The sequence below is a fragment of the Mycolicibacterium arcueilense genome, assembly GCF_058536225.1.
This window is the reverse complement of record NZ_JBZTYL010000007.1, coordinates 224,773-242,571: the sequence shown is the minus strand read 5'-3', so window position 1 is coordinate 242,571 and position 17,799 is coordinate 224,773. Positions and strand designations below refer to the sequence as shown.

18 protein-coding genes are annotated in these 17,799 nt (G+C 67.3%); 1 reads left to right on the top strand and 17 read right to left on the bottom strand.

Annotation, left to right across the window (positions count from 1 at the left end; all coding sequences use genetic code 11):
• Positions 1–4 precede the first annotated feature (4 nt).
• The 16 genes from AC4LGL_RS05340 to AC4LGL_RS05265 form a co-directional block, all read right to left on the bottom strand.
• On the bottom strand, positions 5–1,144 hold the full coding sequence (locus AC4LGL_RS05340) for a 3-ketosteroid-9-alpha-monooxygenase, oxygenase component (RefSeq protein ID WP_491837932.1): 1,140 nt from the start codon (positions 1,142–1,144) through the stop codon (positions 5–7).
• 125 nt (positions 1,145–1,269) lie between these two features.
• The gene (locus AC4LGL_RS05335; RefSeq protein WP_491837931.1) at positions 1,270–2,700 is read right to left on the bottom strand and encodes a hypothetical protein; all 1,431 of its coding nucleotides are present in this window, start codon (positions 2,698–2,700) and stop codon (positions 1,270–1,272) included.
• 3 nt (positions 2,701–2,703) lie between these two features.
• On the bottom strand, positions 2,704–3,009 hold the full coding sequence (locus tag AC4LGL_RS05330) for a type VII secretion target (protein ID WP_448445848.1): 306 nt from the start codon (positions 3,007–3,009) through the stop codon (positions 2,704–2,706).
• A gap of 69 nt (positions 3,010–3,078) precedes the next feature.
• Positions 3,079–4,419 carry a phosphoglucosamine mutase gene (gene glmM, locus AC4LGL_RS05325; protein ID WP_491837930.1) on the bottom strand — a complete coding sequence of 447 codons (1,341 nt, stop codon included), beginning with the start codon at positions 4,417–4,419 and terminating at the stop codon, positions 3,079–3,081.
• A gap of 155 nt (positions 4,420–4,574) precedes the next feature.
• On the bottom strand, positions 4,575–5,003 hold the full coding sequence (locus AC4LGL_RS05320) for a hypothetical protein (RefSeq protein ID WP_055109821.1): 429 nt from the start codon (positions 5,001–5,003) through the stop codon (positions 4,575–4,577).
• A gap of 344 nt (positions 5,004–5,347) precedes the next feature.
• Positions 5,348–5,812: a 30S ribosomal protein S9 gene (gene rpsI, locus AC4LGL_RS05315; RefSeq protein ID WP_413783679.1), complete on the bottom strand. Its 465-nt coding sequence runs from the start codon at positions 5,810–5,812 to the stop codon at positions 5,348–5,350.
• 8 nt (positions 5,813–5,820) lie between these two features.
• Positions 5,821–6,264, bottom strand: a complete 444-nt coding sequence (gene rplM / locus AC4LGL_RS05310; RefSeq protein WP_055109823.1) for a 50S ribosomal protein L13 — start codon at positions 6,262–6,264, stop codon at positions 5,821–5,823.
• A 194-nt stretch (positions 6,265–6,458) separates the two neighbouring features.
• Entirely contained in the window at positions 6,459–7,745 is a 1,287-nt protein-coding gene (locus AC4LGL_RS05305; protein WP_491837929.1) for an HAD family hydrolase, read from the bottom strand.
• 13 nt (positions 7,746–7,758) lie between these two features.
• Positions 7,759–8,532, bottom strand: coding sequence for an ethanolamine ammonia-lyase subunit EutC (eutC, locus tag AC4LGL_RS05300; RefSeq protein ID WP_491837928.1), 774 nt, complete (start codon positions 8,530–8,532; stop codon positions 7,759–7,761).
• A complete protein-coding gene (locus AC4LGL_RS05295) occupies positions 8,529–9,944 on the bottom strand; it encodes an ethanolamine ammonia-lyase subunit EutB (RefSeq protein WP_491837927.1) in 1,416 nt (471 codons plus the stop codon). Before AC4LGL_RS05295 ends, eutC begins: the two co-directional genes overlap by 4 nt.
• Positions 9,941–11,356, bottom strand: a complete 1,416-nt coding sequence (eat, locus tag AC4LGL_RS05290; RefSeq protein WP_064933008.1) for an ethanolamine permease — start codon at positions 11,354–11,356, stop codon at positions 9,941–9,943. Before eat ends, AC4LGL_RS05295 begins: the two co-directional genes overlap by 4 nt.
• 221 nt (positions 11,357–11,577) lie before the next feature.
• Complete coding sequence (locus tag AC4LGL_RS05285) at positions 11,578–11,961, bottom strand: glycerol dehydratase reactivase beta/small subunit family protein (RefSeq protein ID WP_491837926.1); 384 nt, start codon at positions 11,959–11,961, stop codon at positions 11,578–11,580.
• On the bottom strand, positions 11,927–13,786 hold the full coding sequence (locus AC4LGL_RS05280; protein WP_491837925.1) for a diol dehydratase reactivase subunit alpha: 1,860 nt from the start codon (positions 13,784–13,786) through the stop codon (positions 11,927–11,929). Before AC4LGL_RS05280 ends, AC4LGL_RS05285 begins: the two co-directional genes overlap by 35 nt.
• Positions 13,786–14,382, bottom strand: coding sequence for a propanediol/glycerol family dehydratase medium subunit (locus AC4LGL_RS05275; protein ID WP_491837924.1), 597 nt, complete (start codon positions 14,380–14,382; stop codon positions 13,786–13,788). The genes AC4LGL_RS05280 and AC4LGL_RS05275 overlap by 1 nt, the downstream gene beginning before the upstream one ends.
• Position 14,383: 1 nt before the next feature.
• Positions 14,384–16,102: a propanediol/glycerol family dehydratase large subunit gene (locus AC4LGL_RS05270; protein WP_491837923.1), complete on the bottom strand. Its 1,719-nt coding sequence runs from the start codon at positions 16,100–16,102 to the stop codon at positions 14,384–14,386.
• A 9-nt stretch (positions 16,103–16,111) separates the two neighbouring features.
• Positions 16,112–16,540 (bottom strand): diol dehydratase small subunit, encoded by a 429-nt coding sequence (locus AC4LGL_RS05265; RefSeq protein WP_491837922.1) that lies wholly within the window; start codon positions 16,538–16,540, stop codon positions 16,112–16,114.
• Between the two features lie 125 nt (positions 16,541–16,665).
• Here AC4LGL_RS05265 and AC4LGL_RS05260 point away from each other — a divergent pair, with 125 nt between their 5' ends.
• Positions 16,666–17,376 carry a (2Fe-2S)-binding protein gene (locus AC4LGL_RS05260; protein WP_491837921.1) on the top strand — a complete coding sequence of 237 codons (711 nt, stop codon included), beginning with the start codon at positions 16,666–16,668 and terminating at the stop codon, positions 17,374–17,376.
• Between the two features lie 4 nt (positions 17,377–17,380).
• Here AC4LGL_RS05260 and AC4LGL_RS05255 read toward each other — a convergent pair whose 3' ends face one another.
• Positions 17,381–17,779: a GlcG/HbpS family heme-binding protein gene (locus tag AC4LGL_RS05255; RefSeq protein ID WP_491837920.1), complete on the bottom strand. Its 399-nt coding sequence runs from the start codon at positions 17,777–17,779 to the stop codon at positions 17,381–17,383.
• Between the last annotated feature and the right edge of the window lie 20 nt (positions 17,780–17,799).

The window sequence follows — 17,799 nt, the reverse complement described above, 5'->3', positions numbered from 1 at the left end:
CCGGTCATGGGACGGATTGCGCGGTGGCGCGGGCAACGATGTTGTCTTCTATCTCCTGTGCCCACGCATCCTGAGCGCTCGTGGTGTCGATCTCGTACTCGAACCGGTCGACCATGTCGGCCGCGACATCGTCGGCGTCGACGTAGAACTGTTCGTACCAACGGCGCAGTTGGTACACCGGCCCATCCTCTTCGCACAACAACGGGTTGTCGATGCGCGCCTTGGTTTTCCAGATCGCCACGTCCTGCTCGAAGCCGATCTTGACCCAGTCACCCAGGGCGATGGCGTTCTGCATCGCCAGCTCCCCGGACAACCCCTCGGCCTTCTTGACGATGATGCCGTATTGCAGGACAAACGAATTCGCGTCGATCGGATAGTGGCAGTTGATCAGCACGCTGTAATGGTCGGCGTCGGGATAGTGGTAGGTCAGGTCATCGATCATGAAGGCCGGCCCGTAGTACGACGCCACCGAGGTGGTGCCGAGCATCGTCGAGCCGCCGACATCGTCGCGGTCAGCACGGGTATCGGCGTTCATGTACTGGGTCGCGATGTGGCCCTCGAAGATGTTCTTGAAGTACGTGGGCATCGATCCGTGCACGTAGAAGAAGTGCGCCATGTCCACCACGTTGTCCACCAACTCCCGGCAGTTGGCGTCGACGACCGTTGTGTACCAATGCCAATCGGTCCACTCGTCGCTGGTGGCACCTTCGATGCGCGGAATCGTCACATCGGCGGGTGGGGTTTTGCCCTCGGGATCGTTCCAGACGAACAGCATCCCGTCCTGCTCAAGGGTCGTCCAGGTGGCGGTCCGGGCCAGGCGTGGGGCGCGCTTGCCGTACGGCACGGTCTTGCAGCGTCCGTCGCCACCCCAGCGCCAGTCATGGAACGGGCAGGCGATCTCGTTCCCCTTGACCTGACCTTGGGACAGATCGCCACCCATATGCCGGCAGTACCCGTCCAGGACGTTGATCTTGCCGTCCCCGCTGCGGAATACGACAAGTTTCTGACCGAAGACGTTGATCGCGTGCGGTTCCCCGTCACCGAGGTCGCGAGTCAACCCAAGGCAGTGCCAGCCACGGGCAAAACGCGCCGGTGGTGGGTCGGCTGCGATCTCCCGTACCTCGCACTCGGATTCCATTTCCATCAAGGACCCCCTCCGAAGGTTCGCGGTGACTGTGGTTCACGTCACAACCAGGTCTAACACCCGGCTGCCCACGACTGGGCCCGAAGTCCCACTGGCAGGGATCGAAATGCGATTCAGTGCGGGAGCTAGCCGCCGACCTGCGGGAGCGCATCCGCGGCGATCTCACACGGGGTGCCACCCACAGGCTCAGCAAGCGGTGCGGCAGCGGGCACGGCCGGCGGGGTGAGGGCCTCGGGCACCTCCGTGGCCGCAGGCGGTGGATCCGGTTGAGATTCAGTCACTTCCGCAGCCGGATCCTCCAGCCCCGCAGGTTCGCCCTCGGCGGCGTCATCGGTCTCGTCCTCGTCGGTCTCGACCCCATCAGGGTCGTCCTCGTCGGTGCCGTCCTCGTCGGTGCCGTCCTCGGCCTCATCGTGGGCGTCGTCGTCTGGCACCGGATCGATGTCCTCGTCCGGCAGGTCAGCGATGTCCCCGGGTAGATCGTCGGCCGACGACCCGATCAGCCCGCCCAGCAGATCGGCCAGTTGCGGCCCGGTACCGGCCAGGCCGGAACCGATGTCGGGCAGACCACCCAGACCGGGCAGGCCACCGCCACCGAGGCTCTGGCCCGATCCTGCCGGTGAGGCCAAGGCGGGTGCCGCCGACTCAACGGGTGCCGCCGCCGGGAGGGCTGGCTCAGGGCCTGCCGCCGCTCCGGACGCAGCCTCGGCGGGCAGCACAGCCGCGGGGGCCGGAAATGATGGCGCGCTCGCCGGAGCCGCGGTGGATCCCCCGACCGCACCGGCTGCCGAAGACCGCTCAGCTGCATCAGCAGCCAAGGCCAGGGCGGGGCCACGGGGTGCGCCAGTGGGAAGCCAGACCGGCCCCAGCTCCCCCGGAATGCCGAATACCGGGTGCGCCTCGGCTCGCAGCGCCGCGACGGCCTGCGCGTACGCATCGGCCACCGCTCGCGTCGTGCTCCGCATCGCCGTCAACCAGTCCCCGCCAATATCATTGGCCACAAAGGGTTTCACCTGGGTGTCGATCAGCTCGCTGGCCGCCGAGCGGTCCCCCACCCCGCCGCTCACGGTTCGCGCCGCTGCGAGCCAGCTGCCCCGCTGCCCGGCCCGGCTCTGCTCGATCTGCAGCACGGCGGAGACCTTGGCGTCGACCGCCGCCCACAGATTGTCACGCAACCGGGCCAATGTGGCTGCAGCTCCGCGGATCCCGGCGGCGACCTGCGCCGCCGACGTCGCATGCCGGCCCAGGAAATCCGTCGACGCCTGAGCCCCGGTGCCGTGCCAGGCCTGCGTCAGACTCCGAAACTGAGTGTCCTGCAGCTGCAATACGTGCTCAACCGCGGCCGCAGCCGCCGTCAGTGAGGCACATTCGGTGTCCAGCGCCCGCAGGTCCAGGCCGTCCTCGGCGGCATACCAGTCGCGTACCTGATAGCGATATCGGGTCAGATCGGGATGATCGAAGCCCAGCAGGTGGCAGGCCCAGACGTACTCGGCGACCGTGTCGACGGCGGCCTGCCCCTCATCCAGGCGGGCCGCGACGTCGAGGCTTGCCACCACGGCTCAACCCACCCGGGCCGCGGCACGCGCGTCGGCAACCGCATACCGATCGATCGAGCCGCGCAACACGGCCGCGATCTCGGCACTGGCCCGGGACCATTGCCGCAACCCGTCCGTCACCTCGTCCACGGCGGTCCGCACGGCGTCGCCGTCGGCCACGTGGGCATGCCCGGCGGCGGCCCCGTCGAAAACCGGGCCACGCAACCGGTCGCGCACCAGTGAATCGAGATCGGCGGCAACGGCGTCGTATCCGGCGGCCACCGCGGACAGCGCCGCCCCGTCGAGACGGACGGCTGTTACATCTCCCATGCCCGGTTTAGACGCAGCCAACCCATATCGGGTTCCCTCGGGGCTGAATGTTCCTCGCGCGAGCGCTCGTCAGGCCGACTGGCCGCTGACCGAATCGGCCACCCGAACCGCGACCATCCGGGCCGTGTTCTCGTCGGCGGCCTCGACCATCACCCGAACCACCTGTTCGGTGCCCGAGGGCCGCAACAGGATTCGGCCGGTGTCACCCAGCTCGGCCTCGGCCTGGGCTACGGCGGACTGCACCGAAGGCGCCTTGGCCACCGCGGCCTTGTCGTCCACCGCCACGTTGATCAGAACCTGCGGCAACGTGCGCATCGGCTCGGCCAGCGCGGCCAACGTGGCGCGGGTCTGAGCCATCCGAGACATCAGCCGCAGCCCGGTGACGATGCCGTCTCCGGTCGTGCCGAAGCCGGGCAACACGATGTGACCGGACTGCTCACCGCCGAGCGAGAACTCACCGGCCCGCAGTTCCTCCAGGACGTAGCGGTCCCCGACACCGGTGGTGCGGACCTCGATACCGGCCGCCCGCATGGCCAGATGCAAGCCCAGGTTGCTCATCACCGTGGCCACCAGCGTGTCCGAGGCCAGCTCGCCGGCCTCCTGCATGGCCAGCGCCAGCACCACCATGATCGCGTCACCGTCGATGACGGCGCCCGCGGCGTCCACCGCCAGGCACCGGTCGGCATCGCCGTCGTGGGCGAGGCCCAGATCGGCGCCGTGCTCGAGAACCGCGGCCTGCAGCACATCCATGTGGGTGGATCCGCAGCCGTCGTTGATGTTGAGGCCGTTGGGCGCGGCGTTGATCGCGATGACGTTGGCTCCGGCGGCCCGGTAGGCCCGCGGAGCGGCCGCCCATGCCGCGCCGTGCGCGCAGTCGACGACGACCGTGAGGCCTTCGAGGCGGGTGGTGACGGCCTTGGAGGCGTGGCGCAGGTAGCGGTCCAACGCGTCCTCGGCGTCGAGAACCCGGCCGATGCCGGCACCGGTGGGCCTGCCCCCGGGACCCGCCTGCACGAGCTCCTCGATACGGTCCTCAGCGGTGTCGTCGAGCTTGTGCCCGCCGGGGCCGAAGATCTTGATGCCGTTGTCCGGCATCGGATTGTGCGATGCGGAGATCATGACACCGAAATCCGCGTCATAGGCGCTGGTCAGGTACGCCACCGCAGGCGTCGGCAAGACGCCGACCCGCAAGGCGTCGATACCCTCGCTGGTGATGCCTGCAATCACCGCGGCTTCCAGCATCTCGCCGCTGGCCCGCGGATCTCGGCCCACGATGGCCACCCGACGGCCGGGGCCTGTGGAATTGCCGAGACGCCGCGCAGCCGCCGAACCGAGTGAAACTGCCAGTTCGGCAGTCAGATCGCGATTGGCGACCCCGCGCACCCCATCGGTGCCGAACAGTCGACCCATGCCCTTAAACTTCTCATAATTGGCAGCCGTAAACACAACCGACGAGGTCAGCGACCATGTCGGGGCCGAATCGAAACCCCATCGTGACGGCCGGTGACGCTCACCGGATCACCGCCTGCGGGTCGGCGCAGGCGGTGATCGTCGGCGGCAAGCTCTTAGCTGGAGCCGGTGTCAGACGACGAATGGCTGCCACCCGGCGTCATCGGAGGTGCCGTCGTCGGCGCAACGCTGTGCGGCGCCGTGCCCTGGGCCACCCCGCCCGGGCGCTCAGTGGTCCCGTTCTGGCTGAAAGAGATGGTGCCGAGGTTGTTGGTGCACACCACGTGGTCGGTGCTGTTCGCGTCGACCCCCTGAACGGCAGTGGTCAACGATGCTGTGTCCGTGTTCTCGCACACGCCAGCTGCGATCTGGGCGGCCGCGGCGTCGTCGATGTTCTCCAGGACCGAGACGTTGCCGAGGGTCAGGTTGACCTTGCCGTCACCGGCAGTCTCGGGCGCCGCCTGGGCGATACCCAGACCCACGGTAAACAGCAACGACCCGCCGAGCATCGCGCCCGCAGTCGCTGTCTTCACGAAGTTCCCCACAATTACTCCTTCCGATGGGACAGCGGCACCCGGTCCCCCGACGTCAGAACGACGTCCACCGGCGGCAGGAAGGTCCTGCGGGCACAACCCTGCTGACACAAAGCGGCCCCCTGCTCTCCGCCAAGTGGGCTTCCACGAAGGATCCACCTTCAAACCCGAATCCAGGAAAAAGTTGTGTGAGGCGGGGCCGCGCAGATTTCGACGCCAGGGTCGTCGCCGGGCGGCCAACCACAGCCCTGAGGTAGAACTCGGCGAGGTCGAGCCCAGCTCAGCAGGGAAAAACAAACCCGCCGGGCGTGTACATGACACACCCGGCGGGTTCGTTCGGCCGCAATGGCGACAGATCAGCGCTTGCTGTACTGAGGCGCCTTGCGGGCCTTCTTGAGGCCGTACTTCTTGCGCTCGATGGCACGCGGGTCACGGGTCAGGAAGCCCGCCTTCTTCAGTGCGGGCCGGTCCTCCGGCTGCACCAGAATCAGCGCACGGGCGATCGCCAGACGCAGAGCGCCGGCCTGACCCGAGGGGCCACCACCATCGAGGTGGGCGAAGATGTCGAACTGCTCGAGGCGGTCGACGGTCACCAGCGGGGCCTTGATCAGCTGCTGGTGCACCTTGTTCGGGAAGTAGTTCTCCAGGGTGCGGCCGTCCAGGTTGAACTGGCCGGTGCCGGGCACCAGGCGCACCCGCACCACGGCCTCCTTGCGGCGGCCGACGGTCTGGATCGGACGGTCGATGATGACCGGCTCGCGGTGCTCCTGCTCCACCTCGACGGTTTCGGTCACGGCTTCGACGACGTCGCCGTTCTCAATCGTTTCGGTCACTGGGCCACCTGCTTGATCTCGTACGGAACCGGCTGCTGCGCGGCGTGCGGATGATCCGGACCGGCGTACACCTTGAGCTTCTTCTGGATCTGCCGACCGAGCTTGGTGTGGGGCAGCATGCCGATGATCGCGTTCTCGACGACGCGGGTCGGGTGCTTCTGCAGCAGGTCACCGATGGTGCGCTTGCGCAGACCGCCCGGGTAACCCGAGTGGCTGTAGGCGAACTTGTTGGTGAGCTTGTTGCCGCTGACGGCAATCTTCTCGGCGTTGATGACGATGACGAAGTCGCCACCATCGACATTCGGCGTGAATGTCGGCTTGTGCTTGCCGCGCAGCAGCTTGGCTGCTTCGACGGCGAGCCGGCCGAGCACCACGTCCTGGGCGTCGATGACATACCACTGACGTGTGGTGTCACCCGCCTTCGGCGTGTACGTAGGCACAGCGCTTACCTCTATCTTTATTCGAGCGCTAGCTCGGGTTTCGGGTGCCGGTCAGGTGAGTGCGCTACGACGTTCCGGCGACCGACGTTGACCCGGACCCGCATGCCCATGAGGGCAGCACACACCAACGGAGCAGCTTACCGGTCGGCATCCGCGCAGGTCAAAACGCGGGTTCCCAGGTCGAGCGTCGGGCCTTAGGACACCGAGTCCTGCTGGTCAGGCACCACACTGCCGTCCGGGCGGTGAAGCGGGGCGTCCTTGCCGCTGGGCTCTATGTAGCCCTCCGTCGTGCACTCGTACGGGTCGGCCTGCTTCTTCTTCGGATCGATGAACATCGGATTGACCACCCACCGACCGTCTGCGTTGTCGTAGGCAGTGCACATCAACTCGGTCTTGTTGCGGTTGAGGACCAGCCGCAGCGCGGTGGCATCAGTGAGGAACGTGACGTCGGTGTCGGAGTCCCCCGCGCCGAAGGCCGCCCGCTTCGGCTCAGCCTGCTGCTCGAACGCGGCGGGCCCCTTGACGCCGAAGACGTCCTCGTTGACCCGGCACCGCTTGCCCTCGATGTACGGGATGGCCGTCTCGCCGCCACACGGCACCAGCCTCGACGTCAGGACATCACCGTCGCGCTCGGTCCGCACGCCCATCACCTTGTCCGGGGTGAAACCGAGATCTGCCGCCCACACCCGCACCACCGGCTCGGCCGACGCCGAGATGATTCGAACGTCGAAACCGTTGGCCCGCAAGGTTTCCACCAGATCGCGCATCTGCGGGTAGTAGCGAACCCAACCGGTCTCGTCACCGCTGCCGACCTTCTGCTCGGTGCCCTCGGGCGCGTCGAGGTTCTCCTTGCGTGCCGCCTCGGCGAAACCGGTCAGCTCGGATTCGGGCCAGCCGGCCAGCATCTGGGCGGCCCAGGCATACGAGGGCTCGAACCGGCGGGCGTTGAACCCGGCGAACGCCGGCTCGTCGGCACGTGTCTCACCGTCGGTGTAGACCGACAGCAGTTCGTCGGCGCAGCCCAGGTCAGTGTTCGTCGGCATCGGCTGACCCGGAGTGGTTGCGGCGCAGGCCTTGCCGAGCGCAGCCGTAGCCTGCGGGGTGAGGTACGGGCTCGTCGTCGACCAGTCGCCGCCTGCGGGCGCCCGCAGCTTGCCGTTGCGCACCATCCAGAAGAACGTCGCATCCCCGATGTCGTTCTTGACCACGGTGTTGTCCCAGTCGAACAGCGCCAGCGGGGCGCCGTCGGCCACCGAGCCGTCCGCCCCGCAGGTGCCGAGTTCGGCGAGCATCGCGTCGATCCGGTCCCGGTTGTCGCCGTACCAACCCGGGTTCTCCGCCAGGGTGCGACAGTTGGCGGCCGGTGTCTCGGTGCCAGTTTGTGTGCCGGCCGACGGCTCCGCCGATTCGTTGCTGGCACCGCAGCCCGCGACGGCGACGGTCGTCGCGGCGAGCAGGGACAGGACGGCACGCACGGTCATTGAGACTCCTGATTCAGTTGAGCGGGGTCATGCTGGTCGGGTCGAGCGTGGAGGTTCGTGAGGTGTCCTTCAGGTCGACGCCGGAGCGGCCGAGCGCGAGGGCGCCGTCGACCAGGCCTGCCGCCACGCGCGCGGCTTCGGTGTATCCCAGGCCGTCGGGCGGGTGGATGTTGGAGATGCAGTTGCGGTCGGCGTCGGTGCGGCCGGGCATCGGCAGGTGGGTCAGGTAGATGCCGAGGCTGTCGGCGACACTCAAGCCCGGCCGTTCTCCGACGATGACGAGCACGGTCCGCATGCGGGCCTGAGCTGCTATGTGGTCGCCGAGTGCGACGCGGGCCTGCGTCGCGATCACCGGCGGGGCCAGGGTGTAGCGGTCCTTCAATTGCGCCACCAGAGCGGCCAGTAACTCAGCGCCATGACGATCCAGTGCGGTCGGCGACAAACCGTCGGCCAGCACGAAGCCGATGTCGGCCGGGGTTTCGGGCACAGCCATGCCGGCTGCGGGGGCCCGGCCCAGATCGGGACGGCGAAGGTACTCGTCGCGCGAGGTGGCTTGACTGGTCACCACGGTCGGCTCACCGATACCGACCTCGAGGACAGCTTGACTGAGCCGATCCAAGTCCAGCGGCACGTGCACGGCGTCGCGCGCCGCAGCGTGGGCAGCGGCCAGTTCGAGCACCCGGCGCGTCGGCAACGCGTTACCGGCCCGGCCCAGCCCGATCCTGGCCTGCGTGGTTTTGCGCAGCTCATCCCAGAACTCTTGAACCGCAACCTCGTTCGGGCTCATCGCACCTCCCCCGAAGTCAACGACCGCAGCGCCGAGCGCTCCAGGTCGAACGGAGTCAGCTTCCCGGAGTCGTCGACCATGCCGACGCTGCGCAGCCACGCCTCGAACTCCGGAGCCGGTCGCAGTCCCAGCGTGCGCCGAGTGGTCAGGACGTCGTGGAACGACAAGCTCTGATAGCCCAGCATGACGTCGTCGGCGCCGGGCACGGTGATGACGAACGCCACCCCCGCGGCAGCCAGCAACGTCAGCAAGGTGTCCATGTCGTTCTGGTCGGCCTCGGCGTGGTTGGTGTAGCAGACGTCCACCCCCATCGGCAGGCCGAGCAGCTTGCCGCAGAAGTGGTCTTCCAGGCCGGCCCGGATGATCTGCTTGCCGTCGTACAGGTACTCCGGCCCGATGAAGCCGACGACCGTGTTGACCAGCAGCGGCTGCAGGTCGCGGGCCACCGCGTAGGCGCGGGCCTCCAGGGTCTGCTGGTCGACGGGCTTGCCGCCGACGCCCAGGTGCGTGCCCGAGCTCAGCACCGAGCCCTGCCCGGTCTCCAGGTACATGACGTTGTCGCCGACCGTGCCGCGGTGCAGGCTGCGGGCCGCTTCGTTGCCTTCCCGCAACAGCTGCAGGTTCACCCCGAACGCGGAGTTGGCGCCCTCGCTGCCGGCGATCGACTGGAACATCAGGTCCACCGGCGCACCGGCCTCGATCAGGCCGATCGTGGTGGTGACATGCGAGAGCACACAGGACTGGGCCGGAATGTCGTAGCGGGTGCGGATCGAGTCGAGCAGATACAGCAGATCGGCGGTGGCCTGCGGCGAGTCGGTGGCCGGGTTGATCCCGATCACCGCGTCGCCGCACCCCAGCAGCAGGCCGTCGAGCACCGCCGCGGCGATGCCACGGGGGTCGTCGGTCGGATGGTTGGGCTGCAGCCGGGTGGCCAGGGTGCCGCGGCCGCCGACGGTGGTCCGGAACGCGGCGGTCACCTCGGCGGCGGCCGACACCGCGATCAGATCCTGGTTGCGCATGATCTTGCTGACCGCGGCCACCATCTCCGGGGTGAGCCCCGGTGCGACGGCGGCCAGCCGCTCGGCGCTCTGGTCATGGGCCGTGACGTCCATCAGCCAGTCCCGCAGCCCACCGACGGTCAGATGCGAGATCTCCGAAAAGGCCTGGCGGTCATGGCTGTCCATGATCAGCCGGGTGACCTCGTCGGTGTCATACGGCACCAGTTCCTCGTTGAGGAAGAGGTCCAGCGGCAGGTCCGCGAGCACCCAGGCGGCCGCGGCGCGTTCACCGTCGTGCTCGGCCGCGCAGCCGGCGAGTTGATCGCCGGAGCGCAGCGGGGTGGCCTTGGCCATCACCTCGACCAGACCGTCGAAGCTGTAGGTCACCCCCGAAACCTGCTGGTGGTACTTCATTTCAGGGCACTCTCCGCTTCCGCGAGCATCGCGAACTCCTCGTCGGGCGAGTTGGCGACCAGGCGGTGGCGGCTGTAGAGCGCGAAGTAGAGCATGAACGCGCAGAACACAGCCAGGCACAGGCCCGCGGCCACGGGGCTGACCACGAAGGTCGCGATGAGCGCGACGATCGCGACGACGAGGGCGAAGCCGGTGGTGACGATGCCGCCCGGGGTGCGGTACGGCCGCTTCATCTCCGGCTCACGCACCCGCAGCACGATGTGGCTGATCATCATCAGCACGTAGCTCAGCGCTGCGCCGAACACCGCCATGTTCAGGATCAGATCACCGTGACCGGTCAGCGACAACAGGAAGCCGACGATGCCGGGGACGATCAGCGCGAGCGTCGGGGCCTTGCGCTTGTTGGTGACCGACAGCCTCGTGGGCAGGTACCCGGCCCGCGACAGCGCGAAGGTCTGCCGCGAGTAGGCGTAGATGATCGAGAAGAAGCTCGCGATCAGCCCGAACAGACCGATGTAGTTGACCGCCTTGGCGGCGAACCCGGTACCACCGAGGGCCTGCACCAGCGGATCGTCCACCGTCGACATCGCGTCGGCACCGCCGGCACCGGCCGTCAGGAACAGCACGGTGACGCAGGTGATGATCAGCACCGTCATCGCGGCGATGATGCCGCGCGGCACGTTGCGCTCGGGGTTGGCGGTCTCCTCCGCTGCCAGCGGGACGCCCTCGACTGCCAGGAAGAACCAGATGGCGAACGGGATCGCCGCCCAGATGCCCAGGTAACCGTGCGGCAGGAAGCTCGAGGCGCCCACCGCGGCGGCATCGGGGGCGATGTCGGTCAGGTTGGCGACGTCGAAGTGGCCGATGGCGCTCACGGCGAAGATGACCAGGCCCAGCAGCGCGATCGCGGTGATGACGAACATCAGCCGCAGCGCCTCACCGACTCCGGCGAGGTGGATGCCGATGAAGATGACGAACGCCGCCAGGTAGACCCACCAGCCCTTGTGAATACCGAACAGCCCGAGCGATTCGACATAGCCGCCGATGAAGGTGGCGATGGCCGCGGGAGCGATCGAGTATTCGATCAGGATCGCGGTACCGGTGGCGAAGCCGCCCCACGGGCCCAGCGCACGACGGGCGAACGTGTAGCCGCCGCCGGCCGCGGGCAGCGCCGACGACAGCTCGGCCAGGCCGAGGACCATGCAGAAGTACATCGCGGCGATCACCACCACGGCGATCAGCAGACCACCGAAGCCGCCGTGGGCGAGGCCGAAGTTCCAGCCCGAGAAATCACCGGACACCACATAACTGACGCCCAGGCCGGCCAACAGCAGCCACCCCGCGCTTCCGGATTTGAGCTGACGTTTCTGTAGATAGTCAGCGCTCTCCAGGTGTTCTTCCACACCCGCCATGTCAAACTCCTTCATTTACAACGTTTTCGTATGTCTCGTATGTGATGCCGTCAGCTGATGACGGTCTTCGCAGGCGGTGGCCCACCTTTACCCCGGCAACACCGCCGGTCCGACGCCGGATCTCCGGCGAGTTCACCTTCCAAAGGTATGAAAATCAACCTTTAATCGAAGATTATTACCCCACTCTGCGGCGGTGTCTACCCCAACGGCCAGTTTCGTTGTCAATCGTCGGGTTTGAGCGGAACACCGACCACGATCCGGGCCGCGTTGTGCCCGCGTACCCGGACAACCGACGAGCCCGCGCTTGCACCAGACATCAACTCGGGCAACGGATCTGACAGCTTGGCATGTTGCACGCACACTTCACCGCCGGGGCCGACGCCCACCCCGACATGCAGCGGCGACCTGAGCGCCGCGCGACGCGCAAGTTCGGTCGCAGGCACCTCGGCGTCACCCGGAACCAACAGGTACGGAACACCTTCTTCCTCGATGCCCGCGAGCACGTCGCGTTCGACATCCCCGCTGCCCGAGCTCAAGACCACGATCGCAGGACGATCGGGTTGACCACCGCTATGCACTGAGACCCGCTCCGACCAGCCGAGCATGCGACGCCACCAGACCCGTGGCCACGGCGTTCCGCGGCCCCTCTGACCCGCGCACATTTCCTGTGCCGCAGACGATTCCGAACGGAGCAACAGCATCCGCGATGAGTTCGGGGATCTCGAAGTCCAGTGCGCACCCACCGAGCAGCACCACGAACCCGATCTGTCGCAGGTCACCGCCGGGCGCGACAGCCCGCAGTGCGCGCAACGCATTGACCACGAAGACCCGCTCCTTGGCTGCGCGGCGCACCAGCCTGACCCGGTCCATGGAATGCCGGGTGGGGATCGCATTCATGCCGTATTCAGCAAGCGTGACCACTCGCGCGAACGACGCAGCGGGCAGCGGCTTCTCGAAGAACATCACGGTGCCGTTCTCCAGCCGGACATGAAAGAAGCTCTCCGCCTTGCCCAACGGTGATCGTTTGATGTCCTCGGCCAGTTCCAGGTTGTCGAGACCGAGCTCGGCGTCGATCAGCTTGGTGACCAGATCGCCCGCACCGGCCAGATGCACGGTACTGATCCCGCCGTCTACCGCTATCAATGCGGCATCGGTCGACCCACCACCCAGATCGAGCACCACGAGCGGCTTGTCGGTGCCCGGCGTGGTCAGCGCACCCAGCGCCGCCATCTCGGCCTCGACACCACCGACCATTACCTCGACACTGTCGGCCCCGGCGGCCCGCAACCGGGCCCGGACTTCGTCGGCCACCGCTCGCATTCCGCTTTCACGCGTCCGGACCATGGCCGCCAACGCAACCGCGTTCTCTAGGGCCACCTCACCGGCCACCCCGCCACGAACCTCCTGGGGCACAAAGGTATCCACCGCGAGCAGATCCTGGATACAGACGTCGTCCAGCGCGTGTCCGGAGAGCTCGGCCATGCTGTGCCGGACGTTGGCGATCATGCCGCCGGTGTTGGTGCCGGCCTCCCCCGCCACGTCCGCCAGTGGAGCGACCCGCTCGACCGCGCTCATGATCTCCTGCGCACCGCGGGACACGTCGACGGTCGCCCGCTTGTGCACACCGGACAGCTCGAGCGATCCAGCCGGGATACTGCGATCGGCGACATCGCCTGCGGGAGTGCGCACCACCACCGCCGAGCGGTTGCCGGTCAACGCCCGAGCCACCGGCGAGATCACCTTGGTGGCAGCCGCGTCCAGGTCGAAGATCGTCGCCAGCCCATAGGCATTGGACAGGGTACGGATCGAGTTGCCGGGTGCGGCCACCTCGACCGCGGCCAGCATGCCCAGCGGCACCGCATCGATGCGCGACACCTCGTCGATCACCGGGACCACGGAGTCGAGCCGGTTGGCCACCAGCACCGCGTCGTCGTTGCCCAGGATCACCCCGCACACCGTCAGACCTTGCGCCGTTGCCGCATTGATCCCGCGTGCCGCGTCCTCGAAGTCCACGTCCCTGGGCACCACCAGGATCACTTCGGTGCCGGACGGCGTTCGGTCGAGGGCGTCGAACGCCACGGTGACGCCCACACCGAGACCGCGTCCGCCCGGGGTGCGCGGGTCATGGCCGATCATCGTCGACTCGGTGATGATGGTTTCGGTGATGGTTTCCATCGCCATACCACTGATCACCGGCGTGGCCTCGTTCAGCAGGACGAGGTCCAGGTCGGCCAGCCGCACCGTGCTCGTCTCCAGCGCTCGAACCACCGCCCGGGCAACACCGTCCACATTTCGAGGCGTGCCCTTGACGCCCGTCGTCGCGGTCAGTGCCGCGCCACGGAACCTGGTCGAGCCGTCAGTCGCGACGACCGCGGCACTGGCCTCGGTCGTCGAGTTGCCGATGTCGACACCGACAACAGTCAACGCCATCAGGTACCCAGTGCCTCGGGGGTCAGCTCGCCGAACTCCGGCGTCACCTCGACCGGGCGATCCTGCTTGCGGATCTGCTGGGTCTCTTTCAGGTGCAGCAGCGCCGCCTTGGCCTGCCAACGGGGCCGTGCCATCTGATCGTTGAGCGTCGGAACCGGTTCGGGTGACTCGCCTTTGGCGTACTGGGCGGCGTTCGACCCGATACGGCGATAGGTCTCCAACGTCATCAGCGGACTCTGGGGGAAAAGTTCGAGACTGGACAACCTCGGCAGGTCACGCTGATGGATCATCGACGTGCCGCGAGACAGGATGCCGATACCGATGCCCGACCCGCTGAGCCTGGCCGCCGCGTGTGCGACCACGGCGAGGTCGCTGCTGTGCCGGATCCGGATACACCGGGCGGCCACTTCCTGCTCCTCGATACCGGCCAGGATCTGGCGGATCACGTCGGCATGGGACAGGCCGACGATGGTCTGGCTGAAGAAGTCGGCGAACGCCGGCGAAATCGCCAGCACCACTTCATCAGAGCGCTTGCCGGGTTCTGCGGGTCGCTCGCCGGTGAAACTCAGTGTCCGCTGCCCGGTCACTGCCGACATGTCACTCGACCTCCAGTTCAGGGTTCTCGGCGCTGGTCACGTGACGTAGCCGCTTCATCTCTTCCCAGCGTGCGCCCGTGGGGCGGTAGCCGGTGCCCGGGCCTGCATAGTCGTTGCGGTCGTTGACCGCGGACAACGGCTGGAGCTCGCGCGTCATGATCGCCGACGTCTGCAGCAGGTCACCCGAGACCCGTTGTCGCAGAACGGCCAACAGATTCTCGGCGACATCGGAGAAACCGGTCGATTCGAGCGCCTTCACCAAGTCCAGTCCCGTGATGTTGCGGTCCATCACCTGCTGAGCGCCCTTGAGGTCTTCCAGGACGTCACGCGGGATCAACTCGCGGCTGCCGTGCGCATACACGGCCGTCTCGATCTCGGCGTCGGAGATGGCGGGCAGATCGAGGTAGGCGAACACCGCCTGCAGAGCCTTGGCCGCACGATGCCGGACTGCGAGAATCTCGGCCTCGTTGACGTGGCGCAACCCGCCGTCGATCTGCAGGTCCCGCTGGATGGTGTTGAAGTCGTCGTAATCCTCGGCGTCGAGGTTGGATCCGGCGAACATGTCGTCGTAGTTGGGTGGCGCCGAGTAACCCGAGCAGATGAAATCGGTGCCCGGCATCAGCTGCGGTAACAACCGCGCCACCCGGCGCATCGGCGAGTGGGAGAACGACTGGTCGTTGCCGGAGGCGCATTCCAGGTCCACCGCCGAGGCAATCAGATTCTCCGCCGCCACCGCCCGGATCCCCGCCGGTACCGCACCCGGCACGCCGATGCAGGAGATCGAACCGTTCTGCAGGCCTTGCACGCCTGCGCCTTTCGCGACCAGGATGCACCGGATCTCCAGGTACAGCATGGAGCGGCCCTCGGCGTTGCCCATCTGCACCTCGGAACCGGTGCCCGAGGTGAACCGCATCTTGATGCCACGCGAGGCATAGGCCGCGGCCAGGAAGGCCTTCGACCACGGGGTGTCGTCGCCGTCGACGAACACCGACTCGGTGCCGTAGACCGAGATGGTCTCGGCATAGGCGGTGATGCCGCGCATGCCGAGTTCGAGCTCGGTGGCCTCCTCGAGGGCGCACTGGGTCAGGCGGCCACCACAGCCGACCTGGCTGCCGATCTGCTGTGCCATCGCCACCAGCGGTGCGTAGCGCACCACACCCAAAGTGGTTTCCACTTCCGAGAATCCGCGCAGCGAGGCCTCGGCGGCTTCACACGCGACCTGCAGCGGGTTGTCCCGAGCACTGGTGCAGTGCGCCTGGTTCGCCGGGGTGCGACGGGCCCGCATCTTCTGCATCCCCATCATGATCTCGACGATGTTCAGCGTCTTCGCCACTTCGAGCAGCTTGGCCGGGGTCAGTGCCGTGGTCACCGCGATCACCTCGTCGCGGGACACGTGCGGGTCGACCAGCATCCGGGCGATGTCGGCTGCCGGGATCGCCATCGCCTGCTCGGTGGTCGCGGTGTCGATGGCGTGATCGGCGATGAACTGGTCGATGAAATCGAAATCGGCGCGGCCCCGGCCGTCCATCTCGACGATCACCCCGTCGACGACGCGCACGCTCGGCGCGGGATCGAATGCGCTGTCCAGCGCGACCATGCCCACCTCGGGCCATTCCTCGACGAAGCCGTCGAGGTTGACCGGCCGGCCCTCAAGGACCTTGGTGCGCTCGGACTGCCTGCGCCGGCCGGCCGTGGATTGTTGTGGCGATACTGCCGTCACCGGTGTCTCCTATTCGCTGGTGGCCAGGATGTCGCGGCGCTCGTACACGTCGGCGGCCTCACGCACGAGGCCCGCCAGCAACGCCGCGTCGTACTGCCTCTCCAGCTCGTCGGCAATCGAGTCCAGCTCGGCCTTGGTGGAGGCGTTGGGCCGCAGCGCGTTGTAGATCTGCAGCACCCGCTCGTCGCTGATCGCGGTCATCTCCGCGGCGCGGCGCAGGTTCGAGCCGAGCTGGCGGCGTCCGACCTTTTCGGCGATTTGGGCCTGCAGCCGCAGGGTCTGCGGGGTGATGCGCAGATCGGAGGCGGCGATCTCACCTGACATCACCGCATCCATGGTGATACCGCCGATCGGCGTGCCGTTGGGGGTGAACAGCAGATCCTCGCGATGGATGCTCAGCGGGTAATCGGCCGAAGGATCGAGAATCGGTTCCGTCATTCACTACTCCAACTGACTCGGGGCGGATCTCCCACCGACGTGCGACACAACGCGAGCCAATTGTGCGCTGCATCACGTTGCATCAGGGTTGCGCCGCAGGTCAGTGCGGCTAACCTGACCCGACGATGGACGCCGGAAAATCTGACCCGATCGCCGCACTGGGCGAGTTCTTTGCCCTCCCGACGGTCGATCCCGCCGGCTGGCGGCCGATCGCGTCCCTGTGCGGCGAGCAGGCCGCCCTGCACGAGTACACGATGCGCACCCGGGCGGCGACGGCCGCCGGCTTCGCGATCGACGTAGCCGACGTCCCGGTCAAGGCCGCGGCCTCCTCTGTGCACCTGTCGATCACCGCACGCCTGTTGTCCCCCGCGCTCGGCGCCGCGGTGTGCTTTGGCAGCGTCCCACTGCTGACAATGGATTCGCTGTTCTGGCAAGAGGATTCGTCGCACCGACCGAACCTCGGAAAAGCCGGAGTCGAATGGGTGACCGAAACCGACCCGCGGCGGATCGCCGTCACGATCGCCGACTCCCTGATCGAAAGCGTGTTGCGCCCGCTGAACGACACCATGGGGCTGGCGGAATCTCTTTCGCCACAGGTGATGTGGGGCAACATCGCATCGGCGGCCAACGGCGCGGTCACCGTACTGGCCATGTCCCACCCCGACGCGGAGCGCCGCGGCCGTGAGCTGGTCGCCGAACTGATCGCGATCGAACCGCTGCGCGGTACCGCAGACGTTGTGGGAGAACAGTTCCGGCGGCGCAACTGCTGCCTGTTCTACCAGGTGCCCGGGGGCGGCTACTGCGGTGACTGTGTTCTGACCGGCGGGCCCGGCTAGATCCCTAGAGGGCCGCTGCCCCTGCGGTCGCCACCGCCACGTCCTGCTCGACACTGCCCGCACTGACACCGACCGCGCCGATCACCACCCCGCCGGCCTCCAGCAGCACCCCGCCGCCGAACACCACCAGGCCGCCCGCGGTCTGCTCCAGGCCGTACAACTCACCGCCTGGCTGACAGATGTCCATCAGCGCGCTGGTGGGCAGGTTCATCATGACCGCGGTGCGCGCCTTGCGGATCGAGATGTCGATGCTGGCCTTGATCGCACCGTCCATACGCACGAAGGCCACCAGATGACCTCCGTCGTCGACCACGGCGATGTTCATCGGCTGGCCGACCTCCTCCGCCTTCACGACGGCGGCGTCGATCACCTTCTGCGCGGTCGGCAACGGCAGCGATGTCATGCGTGTCCCTTCGGGTAGAC

What these genes read in the sequence shown, in the direction of transcription:
- eat (WP_064933008.1), bottom strand. Translation starts at nt 11,356, where the DNA reads ATGGCGGGTGTGGAAGAACACCTGGAGAGCGCTGACTATCTACAGAAA.
- AC4LGL_RS05255 (WP_491837920.1), bottom strand. Translation starts at nt 17,779, where the DNA reads ATGACATCGCTGCCGTTGCCGACCGCGCAGAAGGTGATCGACGCCGCC.
- AC4LGL_RS05305 (WP_491837929.1), bottom strand. Translation starts at nt 7,745, where the DNA reads ATGACCGTGCGTGCCGTCCTGTCCCTGCTCGCCGCGACGACCGTCGCC.
- eutC (WP_491837928.1), bottom strand. Translation starts at nt 8,532, where the DNA reads ATGAGCCCGAACGAGGTTGCGGTTCAAGAGTTCTGGGATGAGCTGCGC.
- AC4LGL_RS05340 (WP_491837932.1), bottom strand. Translation starts at nt 1,144, where the DNA reads ATGGAAATGGAATCCGAGTGCGAGGTACGGGAGATCGCAGCCGACCCA.
- AC4LGL_RS05260 (WP_491837921.1), top strand. Translation starts at nt 16,666, where the DNA reads ATGGACGCCGGAAAATCTGACCCGATCGCCGCACTGGGCGAGTTCTTT.
- AC4LGL_RS05265 (WP_491837922.1), bottom strand. Translation starts at nt 16,540, where the DNA reads ATGACGGAACCGATTCTCGATCCTTCGGCCGATTACCCGCTGAGCATC.
- AC4LGL_RS05285 (WP_491837926.1), bottom strand. Translation starts at nt 11,961, where the DNA reads ATGCTCGGCTGGTCGGAGCGGGTCTCAGTGCATAGCGGTGGTCAACCC.
- AC4LGL_RS05280 (WP_491837925.1), bottom strand. Translation starts at nt 13,786, where the DNA reads ATGGCGTTGACTGTTGTCGGTGTCGACATCGGCAACTCGACGACCGAG.
- AC4LGL_RS05330 (WP_448445848.1), bottom strand. Translation starts at nt 3,009, where the DNA reads ATGGGAGATGTAACAGCCGTCCGTCTCGACGGGGCGGCGCTGTCCGCG.
- AC4LGL_RS05275 (WP_491837924.1), bottom strand. Translation starts at nt 14,382, where the DNA reads ATGTCGGCAGTGACCGGGCAGCGGACACTGAGTTTCACCGGCGAGCGA.
- AC4LGL_RS05295 (WP_491837927.1), bottom strand. Translation starts at nt 9,944, where the DNA reads ATGAAGTACCACCAGCAGGTTTCGGGGGTGACCTACAGCTTCGACGGT.
- glmM (WP_491837930.1), bottom strand. Translation starts at nt 4,419, where the DNA reads ATGGGTCGACTGTTCGGCACCGATGGGGTGCGCGGGGTCGCCAATCGC.